The sequence below is a fragment of the Nocardia sp. NPDC050408 genome (genome assembly GCF_044458905.1).
Taxonomy (GTDB): Bacteria; Actinomycetota; Actinomycetes; order Mycobacteriales; family Mycobacteriaceae; genus Nocardia.
In genome coordinates, this window is the sequence record NZ_JBITIL010000031.1 from 33,530 (window position 1) to 50,147 (window position 16,618).

Genomic DNA, 16,618 nt, shown 5'->3' on the forward strand with positions numbered 1-16,618 from the left:
AGCAGCGGGGGGAGATCGCCGAGGCCGAAACCTGGTATCGCAAGGCCGTCGACGCCGGAGACCTCAGTGCGATGAACAGCCTCGGGGTGCTCCTCGAGCAACGGGGAAAGATCGCCGAGGCCGAAGCCCTGTATCGCAAGGGCGTCGACGGCGGAAACCTCAATGCGATCTACTTCCTCGGGGTGCTCCTCGAGGAGCGGGGGGAGATCGCCGAGGCCGAAACCTGGTATCGCAAGGCCGTCGACGGTGGAAACCTCAGTGCGATGAACAATCTCGGGGTGCTCCTCGAGCAGCGGGGGGAGATCGGCGAGGCCGAAACTTGGTATCGCAAGGCCGTCGACGGCGGAAACCTCACTGCGACGAACAATCTCGGGACGCTCCTCGAGAAGAGGGGGGAGATCACCGAAGCCGAAACCCTGTACCGCAAGGCCCTCAACGCGGGAAGCCTCCGTGCGATCTACTTCCTCGCGACGCTCCTCGAGCAGCGGGGAGGAATTGTCGAAGCTGAAACCCTGTACCGCAAGGCTGTCGACGGCGGAGACCTCAGTGCGATGAACAACATCGGGCGCCTCCTCCAGCAGCGGGGGGAGATCGCCGAAGCCGAAACCCTGTACCGCAAGGCTGCCAACGGCGGAAATCTCAATGCGATGAACAATCTCGGGGTGCTCCTCGAGGAGAGGGGGGAGATCGCCGAAGCCGAAACCCTGTACCGCAAGGCTGCCAACGGCGGAAACCTCACTGCGATGAACAATCTCGGTACGCTCCTCGAGGAGAGGGGGGAGATCGCCGAAGCCGAAACCCTGTACCGCAAGGCTGTCGACGGCGGAGACCTCACTGCGATGAACAATCTCGGGACGCTCCTCGAGGAGAGGGGGGAGATCACCGAGGCCGAAAATTGGTATCGCAGAGCTGCCGACGCCGGCCATATGAACGCGAAGAAGAATCTCCGAATTCTCCTTGAAAACAGCAGCAGGGGAGATCTTTGCGGTCGGCGTCTAACGCCGCAAGGCCGCCGACGCCGGGGCCGCTGATCAGCAAACAGGGGCGTGGTGAGAATTGATCGTTTTACGACGCCCAGGCAGAGGCCAGGTGTAGTCGATTTTGTTGTCAGGGGGTGTGCGACGGGTCGGCCGATCTGTCGGTCGGCGGACTCACGTGGGCGCTTCCTGACGTCCTCATTCGTCGGCTATGCGCCGCGCGTAGAAGTACTCTCGCTCCCACTATCTACAAAATTGGGGGTACTGGAGCGATGTCGTCAGATCCAGGCAGTAAACCAGACCATGGGATGGATGAGCGGTTTTGGAGTGCGCTTGAAGACGACGAATCGGGCATCCCCAAGTGGACTAAGTCGGAAAGCGTCAATGCCGACCTCCACGAGAAGTCACTGCCAGAGCTCGAAGCGAACCTTCACTCGATCGACCACATGATCAAGACGCTTACCGCGCAAAACGCGGACTTCAGCGACCCGCGAGCTAGGAATCTCATGGGGATCCTGTTCGCCCGTAGAAATCTCGCTCTCGCCAGAATCGCCGTCCTCTCGCAGCGGACACAGATTCAAGAGTTCAAAGCCGTGGTTGACGAGAAGGTCGAGGATTCTGCCGTCCGGCAGGAACTTACGGACAAGCTGACCGAGATCTCGTCACGGCGAACCGAGCCTCTCGCGAAGCGAGAACGTGCGGCACGCAGGCAGTTGGAAGAGTACGAAGCACGGAAACGTGTTGATCTGGAGCAGAAGAAGCACACTTGGGCGTTGCGATTAGCTCTCCTTGAGCGTGATCCCGCCGCGGTTCTCATCGGCGGCCTATTGCTGGTCGCTCTTACCGCAGCACTGATCACTGGGATGTTCACTCACACCGAGGTGCCCGAAATCGTCTCAAGCGCGTTCCTGTTGATACTCGGATTCTTCTTTGGTCAGAGCAACAACCGCAGCGGGAAGCCGCCCGCCGAATAGAGCTGAGTTTGGCCAGTAGCTTCAACTACTACTGGGTCGTCGTCATCGAGATCGCCCGTTCGTGCGGGCTTCAGGAATGCGGTCGCGCAGAATTGGATTCGTGAGTGATACCGCGGCCGACGATGAGCACGCGATCCTGGAGCAGACGCGTGCAGCACAGGTCGCACACGCAGCGGGTGACCACGACACCGCCTACGCGCTTCATGCCGACCTGGTCACCCGCTACGAGCTGACGGCTATCGCCGACGTGATGTACCAGCGCGATGTCCGCGAACGGCTCGGGATCGAGGTCGAGCTGCTGCGGACATTCGGGCCGACCGCTCTGTACGGCCGGGCAGATCCTTCGTCGTAGCCTGCCCTGCCCAGGTCGCTGTGGGTCCTAAAACAGAGCTCATCGGTCGGCGGGTGTGTGGAGCTTCGACAAAGGGGGTGCAAATGTGGGCATGCAAAAGTTTGCCGATCAACCCGGAAAAGTTTTACCAAGCAGTGGATTTCGTCACTAGGTGACATATAGCGATAGGACATTGCTTGCCGGTTGCTAGCACTGTGCAGCAGGCATTCAACCAGGGATTTTGTGTCTAGATCACGGGTTTGAACTCGGTTTCCAGTGTGATGGAGGCTACCCGACACCTGGTGACCAGAGTCACAAAATGCCCTGCCCCCTGGTAAAGTCTGCACCGCAACGGGTTAACTTTTGCTCGGCAACTTTTGCCTCGGCGCCGTTACGCGCTGAGAACCCAAGAAGCCCGACGAGGCTGCAGACCGCGCCGGGCTCCTGGACAACCGGAGCACGCGGATCAGGGCATCCAATCCATTACCGCGCGCACCGCTGCGGACGTCAGGTGGGTGACAGTGGTCATCCAGCTGACGTCCGCTTCTCTTTCAAGAAGCCTCTCGACGTTCAGCATGAACGAGCCGACCTGAACTCCCGTAACGACCGCTTTCCTCAGGCGGACCCCCCAAGGGGGCTTGGCCTTCGGAACGTCCGACACATGGTCTTCCACTATTCGGTTCCTTCTAGGTGTATGACCGCCCCGCGAGGGGGGCGTCCGGCCGCCTTTGCGGGCGGCCCGGATCGGACCTCCCGATCCCGATCGGAGATCGGGCACGGCGTCATGCACCTGGAATCGGATAGCGTGAAGCTTGCCGAGTCGAACTGGTGAGAGTTTAGTGGAGTTCGCCGACGCATACCTACGCCGACCCTCCGGCATTTGCGAGGTGCGATATGCGAATCAGCTTGCGGCCCCATCAGATCGCGCACCAGGACCCTCCAGCGCCGGAGCGCTGATCCGCGTTTATGCGGGATATCGGCACTTCACGATCTGTTGTGCGGCACACCATCCCGCTTGATCACCGCCATCACATCGGCGTAATCGGAAGATACGGCGAGCTTCTTGTGCACATGCTCGAAGATGTACCAGCCTGGAATCGATCGGTCTGAATCAGGAAGTTGCCGAACACAAAGAACAGCCCCGGGAAACCAGCCGGAGCTGTTGCGCGGGTCGACATCCCAGGAGTTGTCTCCGCCGATCCTCGGGACACTTGTCGGGATCATCGTCGGAAGAGCCGCCACCAGGGTTGTCGACGGTGATTCGGCGGGTCTGCCGCAACCGTGGCGGGCTCGTCTGCGGACTCGATGGTCTCCCCTAACCTGTGCCGCTCAGCCCACACGCCGGTGGCGGTGTCCCTGATCGAGCCCTCACCGACAATGCGGGTCGCGATCGTCCAGACCGCCGGGCTCCCAGTGAGATCGGACTCGTCGAGTTCAGTGCAGGCCTGCGCCGCGGCATCGATGCTCGTGTGCAGCGACAGGTGCAGTACCGTGCCTTCGCTCGACGTCACGACCAGCACACCGACCGCGACGCTCGAACTCTCCCGGGCCATACGCGCCCAGGTGTCGAGGACTTTGCCGGGTTCGGCGCCCAGGTGGTCGGCGACCTCAGCGGTGGAAACAGCCAGTCCCAACCTGATGCAGCGGCGCGCGATATCTCGCTCATTCACCCCGAACCGTTGCACGAGTGAGGCCATACCCGGGGGCGGGGTCTTCGCCCAGGCCAGGATCAGCTGCTCATCGGTGGTCGCGTCCCAGAACGGGTAGCCAGCCGCGGCGTGTGCCTCGCGTGCCAGGGCTTCACCGTCGAAGCCCGGTTGGGTGACCATCTCACGCAGCTTGCGCATCGCGATAGCGCCGGTATATCCGTCCAGCAGAACGAACTTCGCCCGGGACCGCACCGCGCCTGGGGTCCGACCGAGCTGTGCAGCGATCTGTTCATCGGAAGCTGTCGTCGCCAACGCGGCGAAGAACTCCTGGTAGTCCTCCCCGGTCCACAGACTGCCTCGCCGATCCTCGCGCTCCCCCGTCGCTGTCATGTCCGTCTACCGCTCCCGCTCCCGCTCGTGGCGGGACTCCATCGCCCGGGTCAAGGCGTCGCCGGTCACGCCCTCGAGCGGGTTCCAGGCAAAGCTTCGGGATTGGTTCTGGTCCAAGGCTTCTCGCTCACGCTCGGCCTCGGCCAGTTCCCGGTCGATCGCCTCCAGTCGTTCGGCGCGTTCGGCCGCGTGGCGTTGGCGAGCCTCGGCGGCCGCGGCGACGTCGGATGCGATCTTCTCGTGGTGCAGGACGTTGCGGACCTTCGTCAGCGCCTCGTTGCGCAACTTGATCAGCTCGAGGCGCTCGTCGGCGGAATACAAGCCCTGCCGCTTACCGAACTCGCTGACCAGCATCTTGGTGTGCTCGTGCAGATCGACCGCCTCCTGCCACGTCCGCACATGTCTCGCGTCCTCGATCACGTCGAGAAACAGATCCTTCAAAGTGGTCATCCCCACCGCCTCCACACCCAGACCGACAACCCGCTACGGCCGACAATAGGTCAGCCCGCCACGGCACCGAACCGAAACAGCCAGACGCAACACAGCTGCGCCCGACGAATTACGTTGCTCTGCCGCGTGTTCCGGGTTGTCATGCGGTGTGTCTCTGAAACACCAATGCACAGAGAGGGCTTCGCGAGATACTCGAATATCGCGCGAGGTCGGCCACACAATCTCTCAACATGGCGGCCCGGCGCGCAGGCGTCGCTCACCATCTTCCCAATCGGCGACTGATCCAGGCCCACCGCTATCCGAATCCGATGACGTCCAAGGTGAGTGCCTACGCACTTCCCGCCGAATCCATGAGCCCCATCTGCAGACCGAATAGTCTCGGTGTCAGCGCACACGCGTCCCCTCAGGTGTTCTCCAAGGCGTTTGCGTTCCGTTGAAAGGCGCGGATGCCCTTGTAGGGGACATGGGTGAAGCTGGGCCTCAGGATGACGCCGGCCGGAGAGACCTCGACCCGTGCGTCCCGGTAGACGACGAGTACTTCCTTTAGGTGCCGCTCGAAGTCCCTCTTGAACTGCAGCCGTCCTTGTTTGGTGTCCTTGAGGGTGGATCCGAACTGGAAGCGCAGCGCCTCCCATGGGATGACGGTCTGCCGTTGCAGGTAGCTCATGCGGTGGGTAAGCCAGGCGTAGATGTCCAGGCGCATGGGGGATCGACGTAGGGCACGCAGCGCGCCGAGGTCCACCGGGACCGGTCGGGTGGTGACTTCGTCGAAGAATTCGCCGGTGAGCCGCACAGTGGAGGGAAGGAGAGCGGGTTGGTCGCCTTTGGCCCACCACAGGTCGTAGCTGGACGCGACCGATAGCTTGGCACCGGCCTGGTGGTCGGGGTCGCCGTCGTCGATTCGGACAGACAGGTTAGCCTGGAAGAGCCGCTCCATCTGTCCGCGGAGGCGGGTGATAGTGCCGGTCTTGCCGCCGGTGGGGGTCAGGTCGAGCTTGCGCATGAAGTCTGACAGCGATTCCCCGAGGAGCAACTCAGGACTTTTGGTTCGGACCGCTTCGGTCGACAGCCACGTCAGCAGCAGTCTCGGCACAGTGCCGTAGGGGTATCCGAGGCTTTTCGCGTTGCCGTGAGCGTCGATGTGCACGCCTGGCTGCACGGTGAGCGTCAGCGCGCCGTTGCGCCGGTACCAGACGGGAAGGTCGCCGGGGTTTTGGTACGGGAGGCTGGTCTGGCTGAAAAGCCTTGCGAGGTAGCCGATCTCCTGCTCGGGAGAGGCCCAGAGTTCGGCGGCGGCGTTGGCCAGCTCCAACTCTCGGGACGACATGGGTATCAAGCATGGCATGCACGCCAGCTGGACACGGGGTGAGCTGCCTGTGGCGTGTCGTGGGCCAGGGCCCTCTGAGCAGCGTTAACCGCCCGGTACGCATAAACGACCGACCAAGATCAGGTAGAGGGAGAGGATCAGGCGCTACCACGCATAAACGGCCGACCCGTCGATCCGCATTACGCCAGGACGATGGGATGCAAACTTTGACGCTACGGCCTCCATCACCGACCGTTTGCGGGTCGGCGCGCGGCTTGGCGCGGCGGCCGCCGTTAGGGGCACCGTTACGCATAAACGGCCGACCGAGCCGCCCGCGCGCTGCCTCCTCGGACAAGTGTGGGACTGGCCGCTGGTGGTACACATAAACAGCCGACCGAGCGCGAGGGTCACGCATAAACGGCCGACCGTAGTTGGTGCTGTGGTGAAGGGGCACGCATAAACGGCCGACCCTCGGGGAGCGAGCGCGCCTGTGGATAACTCGGTATTCGGAGCGAGTTATCCACGCATAAACGGCCGACCAGCGGAGCGGGAAAACACCAGGATGGCACGCATAAACGGCCGACCGTTACGCATAAACGGCCGACCGAGCCGCCGCATTTTCGCTGGTCATAGGTGGAATCGCCGGGACCCCTGTAGTTCTCTCCTGTGAAAGAAATCCTGTAGTAGGCTGCCCGGAGCTGTGGATGGATGATCGCGTTTTTCGTCCTGGCCCAGCTTCCAACCGGCCAATTTGCCCAGGTCACGGGCTAAATTCCTCATGCTGGATCCCGGATCAACGCAGGTGCTGGCGGTCGTCGGTGTCCGCCCGGTTCTCCTCGGTGCTTCTTGTCCGGCGGTCAGCAGTTTGGTGCCTGCTATTTTGCGACCGCTGAGTACAGCAACGATCACAGCCCGACACGGCTGAAGTTCCAGCTTCCACATGGCGCCGTACTGGCCTTGATAGGTACCACGCGGGTGGTACCCGAACGGTAGGATTGGGAGGGTGAGCTACCAGTGGTGGTACGGCGTTTTCACTGTCCTGGCGATGGCCGGGGTTGGTCGCCATGAGGTGATCGAGGCGCTGTACGCCGAGCGTCGATGGCCGCGCCGCGCTGTCGACCCGGTAACCGGGCTGTCGGCGTTGACGATCTGGGCCCGCACCGACGAAGGTCGGCCGCTGATCGTGACCCTGCGGCCGTTGGACGGCTTCGATCACCAGATCGTCGCTGCTCAGCCGATGACGCCGGAACAACTTGAGGAATTCAGCAAGTGGGAGAAGACGCGATGAGCACAACCGAATGGCCTGATACCCCCGAAGACATGGCTGCCTTCGCTACGCGTCTGGAGTACACCGACGAGGCGGTCGTGCTGCCCCCGACCCCGGGCCCTGAGGGGGTCATGGTGTCGCGGTCGCTGAAGATGCCGACCGAGCTGGACCAGCGGATCAAGGCCGCTGCGACCGATCGCGGCATCACGCAGTCGATGCTGATGCGGCAACTGCTCGAAACCGGACTTGCCGCCATCGAGCTCGACCATCCGATCTCGCTGACCGACGCCATCAGAGCCCTGTCAAGCCTCCGCAAGTCCGCCTGAGTGCGGTCACCGTTCTGCTCCCATCCAGCATTGCGGACGCGTCATCGGTGAAGCCGCCGTCGCTACAGCTAGTCGGAGGTTTGCTCCTACGATCAGAGGTTATGAGCACACCACCGGATCCGAAAGCGCCGTACTGGACCCGGCGAGACGTCGCAGATTATCTGGGCTGGTCACCACAGACAGTGAGCTCGTATCTGTCGGCAGGTCGACTGCCGGAACCGTTCGATCGTGTCGCGGGATCGCCGATCTGGCAACCGCGGACGATCATCGCCTGGAACGAGGGCGGTCGGCCAAAACGGCTGGTCGACTGAAACTCCATCCTTGCCCAGAGCATCGCTGAGGTCTGCCAGATCAGTTCTGTACGACGTAGTCCACGACGGCGGCGGCCAGCTCGCCTGTCCCCTGCTCCAGGACCTCGGTCCGATATGCATCCCAGTTGGCCAGTTTTCCGGCGTCGCGAGGCGCACCTCGGCGCGCCATCCGCTCACGGATCTGGTCAGGTTCTGCCGACACCCAGATGGTCTGGACCTGACGCGCCGGTGCCGACACAGATGATCCGATGTACTCGGCGAGTGAGATTCCCTGCTGGGCAGCGCCTCGGACATGACCAAGGAACGGCGCGTCGACAACCACCGGTGCGCGGTGGCCGGTGATGAGTGCGTGGCGGATGAGGGCGCTGTAGATGTGCGGGTTGATGACACGCGCGTAGACGCTGCTGTCGCGGTCGTGCGGGTCGCCGGTCAACTCGGTCATGACGGACTCTTCGAGCTCGGTCGCGAAGCTGTCCTTGTCGATGAGCACGGCGCCCATGACGTCGGTGAGATGACGGGCCGCCGTCGACTTCCCCGACGCCGGGAATCCGCACACGATCGTGACGCCGGTGTCCGTGGCGGCCGCGATCCGGTCGAGCTCGTGGGTCATCACGAACTTCGCGGCGGTGAACGGATGTGGCTGCCTCGCTGGTCGCATCAAGTACTCCTTCACCCCTGATCAGGGAGGGGATCGGTCGCCGCCAGCAGCTTCAGCAGAGCGTCGGAGATCTGCGGATTCGCTGCGACGGTGTGAGCGGATGTCAGGGTGTGGTTACTGCCGTCGGAGTCGGCGACGACCGCGCCGGCCTCCCGCGCGAGCAGTACTCCGGCCGCGACATCCCACGGATTATTCGACAAAAGCACACATGCGTCGATGCGTCCCTCGGCGACCCACACGAGATCCAGTGCCGCCGAGCCCAACATCCGAACCCGTTCCACCTGTTCGGCGAGCGCGGCTGTCACAGCGAGCCGCCGCTGGTTCTTCGCCGCCGCGCCCGCACCAACGGCGTAGTCGCCGATCGAGACGATGGCGTTCGACAGCGTTTTCGTGGCGCTCGCGGTGATGCGTCGGCCATTGCAGAACGCGCCTTCCCCAGTGGATGCGTGATATTCCAGGCTGAGGAACGGTGCGCCGATCACGCCGACTATCGGCACATCGTCGCAGGTCAACGCTAAGGAGACGGCGCACAGCGGCAGGCCGTGGATGAAGTTCGATGTTCCGTCGATCGGGTCGAGGATCCACCGGTATCGTGAGCCGCCAGCCGTGTCGGTGCCGTCGGCTTCTTCCCCCAGAAAGTCGACGCCCGCGGCGGCGTTCTCCAGGTACTGCCGCACCGTGTTCTGGATGCGCACGTCGAGGTCGGTCACGAAATCGCGGTCGTCTTTACTGCGCACTTCACCCGGTCCGGCGGTGCGCAGAAGCTCGCAACCGCGTGCGACGGCCGCTCTCGCCACATCGAGCATCGCTGCCACCTCAAGGCTCATTCGCTGCGCCTTTCACTGCTATCGGCCCACATGCTCTCGAAAACGTCGCAGAAGGTGGTGAAGATCCCTGGCCCGCTGGACTTGCGCGCCACGAAGGTTGGAGACTCGACACCCCGCGTTGCGGGCATATAGGGCTGCATGACGCACACGGTGGCGTCGATGATCGTGATGTTGAACCGGATCGGCTGGTCGTAGACACGGATCAGCAGCGAACCGGGCGTGGTCGGGCTGGTTTTGTTCCGAACGCGTTCGAGGGTGCGGATATTCGTGTCGGTGAGGTTTGTCAGCAGTCCCGCCGGATGCCCTTCCTCGATCTCTCGATCCCGGATGTTGGTGCCGTCCGGATTCAGGAACAGGCATCGGATGACCGTTCCGGTGTCCAGCAGCCGCACGATGTCGGAGTCGGAATACTGCTGGCACAACATATTCAGCGACAGTCCGGCCATGTCGATCTGCTGCGCCGTCTCGAACAACTCCTGCGGCGGCATCGCCCGCATGAAGTCCAGGCGGGTCGCGAAAACCGCTTCGACATCGGCCATTTCGCCCCGTCCAGTAGTCCCTTGCGATCGCGGTGGCTCAGGATGCCGTACCAGATCACCTGGATCCCCCGAGAACTCTTCGAACAACTCCGTGATCGTCCATTCAGGGAACATGGCCTGAAGGATGCGGCAGTGGTGGGGATAGGGCAGGCGGGAAACATCACCAGCCAGCCACCGGTAGAACTGTGCCTTCTTCGGTCCACCGTCGACGAGTTCAGGCTCCAAGGCTCTCGCGAGCCGGTCGTATTCGCGGTTGAACGACGAGACCGTTTGCAGGTGACGTTGCTGGAGAAGAGCTTTCAAGACGGTGCCCATGGCCGCCTGCCTTCGGTGATGACATCGATGTAGATCGAAGGGTACGCCGGAGGAGACAAAGAAGAGACATCAGTGCGCAAGGTGAGACATCCACGGCGGCGAGAGGATACGTAGCACGCCGATACCGTGATGAACGAGCTGGTAGCCAGGGATCCACACCCCCGCAATCCTTCGAAAACGCGGTGGATGTCTGGCACTGGGTTCCCAGCTCGACGCCAAAACGGCTGGTCGACTGAAATCCATCCTGGACTCGTAGGAGCTATGCTCCTACACTCGATACATGTACGTAGGAGCACTCCTCCTACGGAGTTGAGAAGGAGGGAACCGAACTGATCGTTCCCGCACGGGTGTTTCGGCTGAATCAGGGCACCTAAAACTCCATCCCGGCTGTCGGGACGCATGCGTGAAAACCCTTCGCTACAAAGGGATTTCACTTCGCCGGAGAGTTCGCACCTCTCCAACAGCGCCCGTCGCCTCCAGATAGAGGGCCTGCCGTAAGGGCAGTCCCCGAACCTTCGTTTTCCAAAAGGGAGACTGCACATGGGCAGATCTCAGGCTGTTCCACGTCTTCAGCACGCTTCGACCTTCACCTTCCACGAGCCCTCGCCCTGCAACGCCAGGGCTGTGACCAGGGCTGATGAGCGTGTTAACCCTTGCCCACTCCCGACACGCCGTCGCGCGGGAAGACGGTGAGGGCATGGCTCCGAAACGTTCTTCCGCATCGAAATCCTCTGGCCGCCAGGCCCAAAAGTCGTCGGCCGCGGGTGACTGCCTGATGTGTACCGGACTCGCAGCCGGCTTTGGGTTCTTCGCGTACCAGCTGTGGCCGCTTGTGCCGACGAGTGTGGCGCATCGGGTGCTGGAGGTCGCGGTGCCGGTCGCGATCGGGGTGGTGTGCGTGCTGGCGGCGCTGGTGCTGATGGCGGCTGCGGTGGCGTCGGCGTTCGGGCGTGGTTGGCGGTATCGCCGGTACCGGCGCCGCTGGGTGAAAGCGCTCGACAAGGTCGGCCTGGTCACCGAGAAGCGCGGCGAGCTGGTGGTGCCGCGGCTGCGGTCGGTGTCAGTGCACGACGACGGCGGTGAGGTGCTGCGGGTGCGGATGCTCGAGGGCCAGTCCCCGAAGGATTGGGACAACCGCGCAGCCCGCCTCGCCCGCGCGTTCGGCGCGGCGTCGGGCCGGATCTCCTGGGATCCCGACCACATGGACGAGGTGCGCCTGGTCCTGACCCGCCGCCGCTCCCCCAAGTTCGCGCCGAAGGTCCGCTTCCAGGTGAAGGGAGCGGCGTGATGGCACGACTCATGTCGGTATTCCTCACCGAAGCGCAGGTCAGGGACCGCAGCAAGGCGGTGACGCGGCGGATGGGCTGGCTCATGGCACGCCCGGGCGATCAGCTGACGCTGTGTCGGAAGGTACGCGGCCGCAAGCCCGGTGAGCCGCTGGTGCGGATCACCACGGTCGAAATCGTCTCGGTCCGCCGCGAGCCGCTGTCGGCGATCACCGCCGAAGACGTTGCGGCCGAAGGGTTCCCGCGGATGAGCCCGCCCGAGTTCATCGACTTCTTTTGTTCAACCCACCGCGGTTGCCGCCCCGAAAGCACGGTGACCCGGATCCATTGGCGGTACCTCGATGCCGCCGCATCCCAGAAAGGAGAGGAGTGATGGGTGAGCTGATAGTGATCCTGATCCTCGTCGGAATTTGTGTCGTGGCATTCGGTGCGTCCTGGGCGTATTTCACCGCCGAGAACCTCGGCCTCGACGGCTCGGTCGGGGTGCTGGGGGTCGTGGTCACCGTGCTGATGATCGCCGCGCTGATCGTGTGGTCGCGTTGGTCGGCCAAGTCCGCGAAGGTGCGCGCTGAGCGGACCGCGGTCGCCGATTGGGCGAACTGGGTGGTCCGCGACTTCACCGACGAGGACGTGCAGGAGGTCGCTGCGACCTTGTCGACCCCCTGGGAGGCGATGAAGAAGTGGTCGTCGGTGGGGTTGGGCCGTCTGCCCGATATGGCGAAGGGTGATCCCGGCGCAGCTCCGGAACTGGTGCCGTCCAAGGGTATGTACCCGCCTGATCGCGGCATCTGGGAGGTGCCTGTCGGTGTGCGTATGCGGCTGCAGATGACCGATGGCCAAAAGCCCAAGCACTTCGAGGAACGCCTCGACCAGCTGGCGGTCGCGTTCTCCACCGAGTCCCTGAACGCGGAGTCGGTGCGGGTGGTCGATTACAAGGGTCGCACCATCTGCCTGGATGTCCGGTACTTCGACCCGATCGCCAATCCGGTCCCCGTGCCGGTTCCCTCCGAAGAGGTCGACCTCGCCAAGCTTCCCACCGGCATGCGCGACGACGGCGACCCGTGGTACGTGCCTCTCGACGAGCGCAACGTTTTCGGTGCCGGTGAGCCGGGATCCGGAAAGAGCGGGTTCATCCGGGCCATGGTCGCCGCGACCGCCCCTGCGGCCCGCGACGGCTACCTGGTCAACCTGATGATCGATCTCAAGTTCGGCATCGAGGCCAACCAGATGCGCGGTCTGCTGCACGGCACCGCGACCAGCGAGGAATCTGCGCTGGAGCTGCTGCGGTGGCTGCGGCGGGTGGCCGTCGAGCAGCGCGGCCGGTACATGGAGGCCCACGGCCTGGACAAGCATGTGCCGACTCCGGACGCGCCGTTTTTCCATCTGATCATCGACGAGATCGCCGAACTGCTGGACAACCCCGAGACTCGCACCGAGTTTCTGCGGCTGCTGATCTCGATCGGCCGCCTCGGTCGCGCCCTCAAGTTCTCGATGAGCGCCTACACCCAGCTGTCGAACAAAAAGATCCTCGACATGCTGCGGGATTTGTTCCAGGTCCGCATCGGCATGCGGCTCAACAGCCCGGAGCAGATGGTGATGGTCTACGGCGACCACCGCGCCCACGAGCGCGGCGCTGACAACACCCGCATCCCCATCCACGGCGCACAGGGCACCGCCTACGTCGTCGACGACACCACCAGCCAGATCGTGCGAGTGCGCGCCTTCCAGGTCACCCCCGAGAACCTGGCCTGGTTCGCCCAGCAGTACCCGCCTGCGCGGCACCCGGAACTGGAGGAGGTCCTGTCCGGCCTCACCCGCACCACCACCGGTGAGGACGGAAAGGTCAGCACCACCTCGGCGTCCACCGCCGCGGTGCGGCCGCAAGCGCCCAAGCGCCGTTACGACGGCGACGATGTGCCGGATCTGCCCGAGGTGTTCGCCGAGATCAACGCCGAAGCCGAGGCCATGTCGGCTGTCCTGGGCAACGCCATCGCCGAGATCGACCCCGAGGAATGGCCCGTCGACCACAAAACCCGCACCGGCTCCAAGAACGGCGCGGCCGCCAAAGACACCGATGCCACCGGCGGTGCGGTGCTGCCCCTGCGTAAGCGCCGCACCAACGAGGCTCCTCCAGCGCTTCCAGGCGACCTCGACGAGGACCAGGCCGACGACGCCGACGACTGGGCAGGCCTCGACGACTGGGACGACTCAGGCGATCAGGACTCCGGCGACGAATCCGCCTGACCGAAACTCCTGCCAAATCAACTGTTAACAGTTTAAACTGTTGAAATGTTGGTAAGTCCATCCCTTCTCCCGAACTCCCGCCCCCCACACGGGACGGGGCACAAGAAAACACCAGGTCACGAAAGGAAAACCAACCCATGACCCGCGAAATCCTGCTCTCCAGCCTCGACGTCCACGTCATCGACTACCGCGACGGCATCGAGCGCGGCCCTAAACGGCCGCTGCTGTTCAACGACGAGATCGCCGAGCTGCTCAACGAGGTGGAAGCCACCGCCGCGAAGGAGGAGCCCCGTCCTCAGCAGCGCGCCGAGTTCGCGATTTTGACCCCGCGTGGGCGCTGGTGGCGCAAGTTGTCGCTGCGTCTGGCCGACCCGAACGGCCGTGCGCCGAGCATCTTCCACTCCCGCGAGCGCGCCGAGGACGAGATGGTCGACGTGCGTGGCCAAGCGCGTGAGGCCTACGGCGTCCGTCGCGGCGACTACCCGCTGCGGCTGATGGTCCGTGACGTGGAGATCGGCACCGACGGCACCGCGGTGGTCGGCAAGTGGCGCTCCGCTGACGAACTCGCGCCCGTGGCCCGGTGATGACGATGAACCTGCCGTTTTGGCGCCGTCACCGCGGCGACGGTGAAGTGGCCGAGTTGCGCGATCAAGTGGTCGCTCGCGTGAAGAGAGTGGCCAGCGTCGAGGACCTGGTCGTGGTCATCGACGACGCGATCGATGCCCTGGAATACCTGCTCGCCCCGCCCGTCGTTGCCACCGAGGTCGAGCTCCTGGCCCTCACTGGCCCGATCCGCGGTCAGGAGTGGTCGCCGATGGTGTGGTCGTGCCGCAATGACGGTGAGGACATCACCGTCGAGCAAGCCCGCCAGATCATGCGCGAGCACATCGAATGCTCGGGAACCGGCCGAGGCCCCGACGATCCGGCGGTCTGCCGTCGCAAGCGCAAGGCGCTGACCGTCCTCACCAAGGCCGGCGTGCTCAAGCCGGACAGCCGCCACATCGCCGCTCTCGCCTGAAAAAAAGGGACGCCCCAGCCAGCGTGAACCTGGCTGGGACGTCCCTCTTCAGATCATCACAGACAGGACGTCCCCGATGCAAAATCCCTCCATTCGCGCCGAGGCCGAGTTGGGTGACCAGCTCGCCGCGCTGCTGCACCAGGTCGAAACCCTCTACCGCGGGCTCGCCGACACCGACACCCTGCTGCGCGATGTCGCCGCGCTCGACAACATCGTCGACCGCCTCTACGCCACCGTGATCGAGACCGGCGAGCTTCCTCTCAACGCCGCCACGCTCTCCGAGCGAGTGCGCGCCCAGGCCCCGGCCGAGCTGGTGCACCTGATCGACAACACGACCGTGTTCGGTGGTGTCGCGTCATGACCCTCACTCTCGTGAAACCCGCTGCGGCACATCAGTCCTCACCCCAGGGGACGGTGTATCTGCTGCACTTCGACCAGCCGTACAAACACGCCCGCCACTACACCGGGTGGACCAGCGACCTCCACGCCCGGCTCGCTGAGCACGCGGCCGGTCGCGGTGCCCGGCTGATGTCGGTCATCAAAGAGGCCGGGATCGGTTTCAGTCTGGCCCGCACCTGGGACGGCGACCGCAAGCGGGAACGGCAGCTCAAACGCACCGGCGGCGCGGCGCGCCGCTGCCCGCTGTGCCGGGCCCAGCCCGCCACCTCCCGCCAACCCGAAATCGACACTGCACTCATGAAAGGTGGTGCGGCGGCATGACCATGACCATCGCATTCGCTGGTACTCCCACCATCGACGACGCCCCCGGGATCGATTGGCGTGAGCAGGCCGCCTGCCGCAACCACCCAGAACCGAACCTGTGGTTCCCGGTCGGGATCAACGATCCCTGCGACGACGCCAAGGACATCTGCGTAAACCACTGCCCAGTCCGCGAGACATGCGGGCTCGTCGCGAACCGCACCCGTGAGCGCCACGCTGTCATGGCGGGATTCCGGTGCTCGGACCCCGACGAATTCATCGATCTGCGGATATGGCTCGGCGTGGAAAACCCCGCTCGGCGGACCCGCACCTGCCGGCACTGCGGCGTCAAATTCAGCACCCGCCACCCGCGGCGGCGGGCCTGCCCGGAGTGCCGCGACCTCGTCCCGCTCGAGCCGGTCCACCGCCACATCCAGCACCTGCGCAACGTGGGCAAATACACGCTGCGCGGCATCGCGGCGGCCTCTGGTGTGTCCGTGGGCACCGTGTCCCTGCTCGCCAAGGGCCAGTCCCCCTACGAGGGGCCCTACGTGTCCCGCGCCATCGCAGCCCGCCTCTTCGCCGTCACTACCGAACAGGAAGCGAAAACCGCATGAGCACACCAGGACTGGGAGCCCGGCTGCTGCACGGGATCGACGACGACATCACCGTTTACGAGCCGAAGGACCCGGGGGACGCTCTGCAGGACTTGATCGAGGCGCGGGACCAGGAAGCGACCACCGAGGCGACCACCAAGCTGCCGGTGCTCGCGGCCGCCGACGCCGACGCCTGGGTCACCGCGCTGCTGGAGTTCCTCACCGCCCTCGACGCCGGGGCGCTGGGCACCTGTCTCGAGACCGTGCGCCGCGGCATCAGCGCCGCGACCAACCTGCAGGTCGCGCTCGAGGACATGGAGAACGCCGACACCGAAGACACCGCCTTCGATATCGACGAATTCCGGCGGCAGGCGAGCGAACAGCTCGCCGCCGTCGTCGACCGATTCGCCGCCATGGCCGCCACCGGCCGTGCGGACCTTCAACAGTGAGGAGTA

General features: G+C 64.2%; 22 protein-coding genes. 15 read left to right on the forward strand and 7 right to left on the reverse strand.

The window, feature by feature from the left end; all coding sequences use genetic code 11:
• The 3 genes from ACIBJI_RS40060 to ACIBJI_RS40070 form a co-directional block, all read left to right on the forward strand.
• Nucleotides 1–1,031: tetratricopeptide repeat protein (locus ACIBJI_RS40060; protein ID WP_397088266.1), on the forward strand; the 1,031-nt coding region annotated here is incomplete at its 5' end.
• A gap of 254 nt (nt 1,032–1,285) precedes the next feature.
• Complete coding sequence (locus ACIBJI_RS40065; RefSeq protein WP_397088268.1) at nt 1,286–1,951, forward strand: hypothetical protein; 666 nt, start codon at nt 1,286–1,288, stop codon at nt 1,949–1,951.
• A 100-nt stretch (nt 1,952–2,051) separates the two neighbouring features.
• A complete protein-coding gene (locus ACIBJI_RS40070; RefSeq protein WP_397088270.1) occupies nt 2,052–2,303 on the forward strand; it encodes a hypothetical protein in 252 nt (83 codons plus the stop codon).
• A gap of 445 nt (nt 2,304–2,748) precedes the next feature.
• Here ACIBJI_RS40070 and ACIBJI_RS40075 read toward each other — a convergent pair whose 3' ends face one another.
• The 4 genes from ACIBJI_RS40075 to ACIBJI_RS40090 form a co-directional block, all read right to left on the reverse strand.
• Nucleotides 2,749–2,955 (reverse strand): hypothetical protein, encoded by a 207-nt coding sequence (locus ACIBJI_RS40075; RefSeq protein ID WP_397088272.1) that lies wholly within the window; start codon nt 2,953–2,955, stop codon nt 2,749–2,751.
• A gap of 547 nt (nt 2,956–3,502) precedes the next feature.
• Nucleotides 3,503–4,321 (reverse strand): hypothetical protein, encoded by an 819-nt coding sequence (locus tag ACIBJI_RS40080; RefSeq protein WP_397088274.1) that lies wholly within the window; start codon nt 4,319–4,321, stop codon nt 3,503–3,505.
• Nucleotides 4,322–4,327: 6 nt separating this feature from the next.
• On the reverse strand, nt 4,328–4,771 hold the full coding sequence (locus tag ACIBJI_RS40085; protein ID WP_397088276.1) for a hypothetical protein: 444 nt from the start codon (nt 4,769–4,771) through the stop codon (nt 4,328–4,330).
• A 403-nt stretch (nt 4,772–5,174) separates the two neighbouring features.
• Nucleotides 5,175–6,098 (reverse strand): replication protein RepA, encoded by a 924-nt coding sequence (locus ACIBJI_RS40090; protein ID WP_397088278.1) that lies wholly within the window; start codon nt 6,096–6,098, stop codon nt 5,175–5,177.
• 982 nt (nt 6,099–7,080) lie between these two features.
• On the opposite strand from ACIBJI_RS40090, the gene ACIBJI_RS40095 reads away from it, so the two are divergent.
• The 3 genes from ACIBJI_RS40095 to ACIBJI_RS40105 all read left to right on the forward strand — a co-directional run bounded on the left by ACIBJI_RS40095 (nt 7,081) and on the right by ACIBJI_RS40105 (nt 7,981).
• Nucleotides 7,081–7,365 carry a hypothetical protein gene (locus ACIBJI_RS40095; protein WP_397088280.1) on the forward strand — a complete coding sequence of 95 codons (285 nt, stop codon included), beginning with the start codon at nt 7,081–7,083 and terminating at the stop codon, nt 7,363–7,365.
• Complete coding sequence (locus ACIBJI_RS40100; RefSeq protein ID WP_397088282.1) at nt 7,362–7,670, forward strand: CopG family transcriptional regulator; 309 nt, start codon at nt 7,362–7,364, stop codon at nt 7,668–7,670. The genes ACIBJI_RS40095 and ACIBJI_RS40100 overlap by 4 nt, the downstream gene beginning before the upstream one ends.
• 101 nt (nt 7,671–7,771) lie before the next feature.
• Nucleotides 7,772–7,981 carry a helix-turn-helix transcriptional regulator gene (locus ACIBJI_RS40105; protein ID WP_397088284.1) on the forward strand — a complete coding sequence of 70 codons (210 nt, stop codon included), beginning with the start codon at nt 7,772–7,774 and terminating at the stop codon, nt 7,979–7,981.
• 40 nt (nt 7,982–8,021) lie between these two features.
• Here ACIBJI_RS40105 and ACIBJI_RS40110 read toward each other — a convergent pair whose 3' ends face one another.
• The 3 genes from ACIBJI_RS40110 to ACIBJI_RS40120 are packed head-to-tail and all read right to left on the reverse strand — an operon-like array spanning nt 8,022 to nt 10,320.
• Nucleotides 8,022–8,639, reverse strand: a complete 618-nt coding sequence (locus tag ACIBJI_RS40110; protein WP_397088286.1) for an AAA family ATPase — start codon at nt 8,637–8,639, stop codon at nt 8,022–8,024.
• An 11-nt stretch (nt 8,640–8,650) separates the two neighbouring features.
• Entirely contained in the window at nt 8,651–9,466 is an 816-nt protein-coding gene (locus ACIBJI_RS40115) for an inositol monophosphatase family protein (protein WP_397088289.1), read from the reverse strand.
• Entirely contained in the window at nt 9,463–10,320 is an 858-nt protein-coding gene (locus ACIBJI_RS40120; protein WP_397088291.1) for a DUF5919 domain-containing protein, read from the reverse strand. Before ACIBJI_RS40120 ends, ACIBJI_RS40115 begins: the two co-directional genes overlap by 4 nt.
• A gap of 775 nt (nt 10,321–11,095) precedes the next feature.
• Here ACIBJI_RS40120 and ACIBJI_RS40125 point away from each other — a divergent pair.
• From ACIBJI_RS40125 to ACIBJI_RS40165, 9 genes are all read left to right on the forward strand, one after another.
• Complete coding sequence (locus tag ACIBJI_RS40125) at nt 11,096–11,608, forward strand: hypothetical protein (RefSeq protein ID WP_397088294.1); 513 nt, start codon at nt 11,096–11,098, stop codon at nt 11,606–11,608.
• A complete protein-coding gene (locus tag ACIBJI_RS40130) occupies nt 11,608–11,979 on the forward strand; it encodes a hypothetical protein (RefSeq protein ID WP_397088296.1) in 372 nt (123 codons plus the stop codon). Before ACIBJI_RS40125 ends, ACIBJI_RS40130 begins: the two co-directional genes overlap by 1 nt.
• Complete coding sequence (locus ACIBJI_RS40135; RefSeq protein WP_397088299.1) at nt 11,979–13,850, forward strand: FtsK/SpoIIIE domain-containing protein; 1,872 nt, start codon at nt 11,979–11,981, stop codon at nt 13,848–13,850. Before ACIBJI_RS40130 ends, ACIBJI_RS40135 begins: the two co-directional genes overlap by 1 nt.
• A gap of 137 nt (nt 13,851–13,987) precedes the next feature.
• The gene (locus tag ACIBJI_RS40140; protein ID WP_397088301.1) at nt 13,988–14,434 is read left to right on the forward strand and encodes a hypothetical protein; all 447 of its coding nucleotides are present in this window, start codon (nt 13,988–13,990) and stop codon (nt 14,432–14,434) included.
• A gap of 5 nt (nt 14,435–14,439) precedes the next feature.
• Entirely contained in the window at nt 14,440–14,868 is a 429-nt protein-coding gene (locus tag ACIBJI_RS40145; protein ID WP_397088304.1) for a hypothetical protein, read from the forward strand.
• A 76-nt stretch (nt 14,869–14,944) separates the two neighbouring features.
• Nucleotides 14,945–15,229, forward strand: a complete 285-nt coding sequence (locus ACIBJI_RS40150; RefSeq protein WP_397088307.1) for a hypothetical protein — start codon at nt 14,945–14,947, stop codon at nt 15,227–15,229.
• Nucleotides 15,226–15,588, forward strand: coding sequence for a hypothetical protein (locus tag ACIBJI_RS40155; protein ID WP_397088309.1), 363 nt, complete (start codon nt 15,226–15,228; stop codon nt 15,586–15,588). Before ACIBJI_RS40150 ends, ACIBJI_RS40155 begins: the two co-directional genes overlap by 4 nt.
• Nucleotides 15,585–16,184 (forward strand): WhiB family transcriptional regulator, encoded by a 600-nt coding sequence (locus tag ACIBJI_RS40160; protein WP_397088311.1) that lies wholly within the window; start codon nt 15,585–15,587, stop codon nt 16,182–16,184. The genes ACIBJI_RS40155 and ACIBJI_RS40160 overlap by 4 nt, the downstream gene beginning before the upstream one ends.
• On the forward strand, nt 16,181–16,612 hold the full coding sequence (locus tag ACIBJI_RS40165; RefSeq protein WP_397088314.1) for a hypothetical protein: 432 nt from the start codon (nt 16,181–16,183) through the stop codon (nt 16,610–16,612). The genes ACIBJI_RS40160 and ACIBJI_RS40165 overlap by 4 nt, the downstream gene beginning before the upstream one ends.
• Nucleotides 16,613–16,618: the final 6 nt, after the last annotated feature.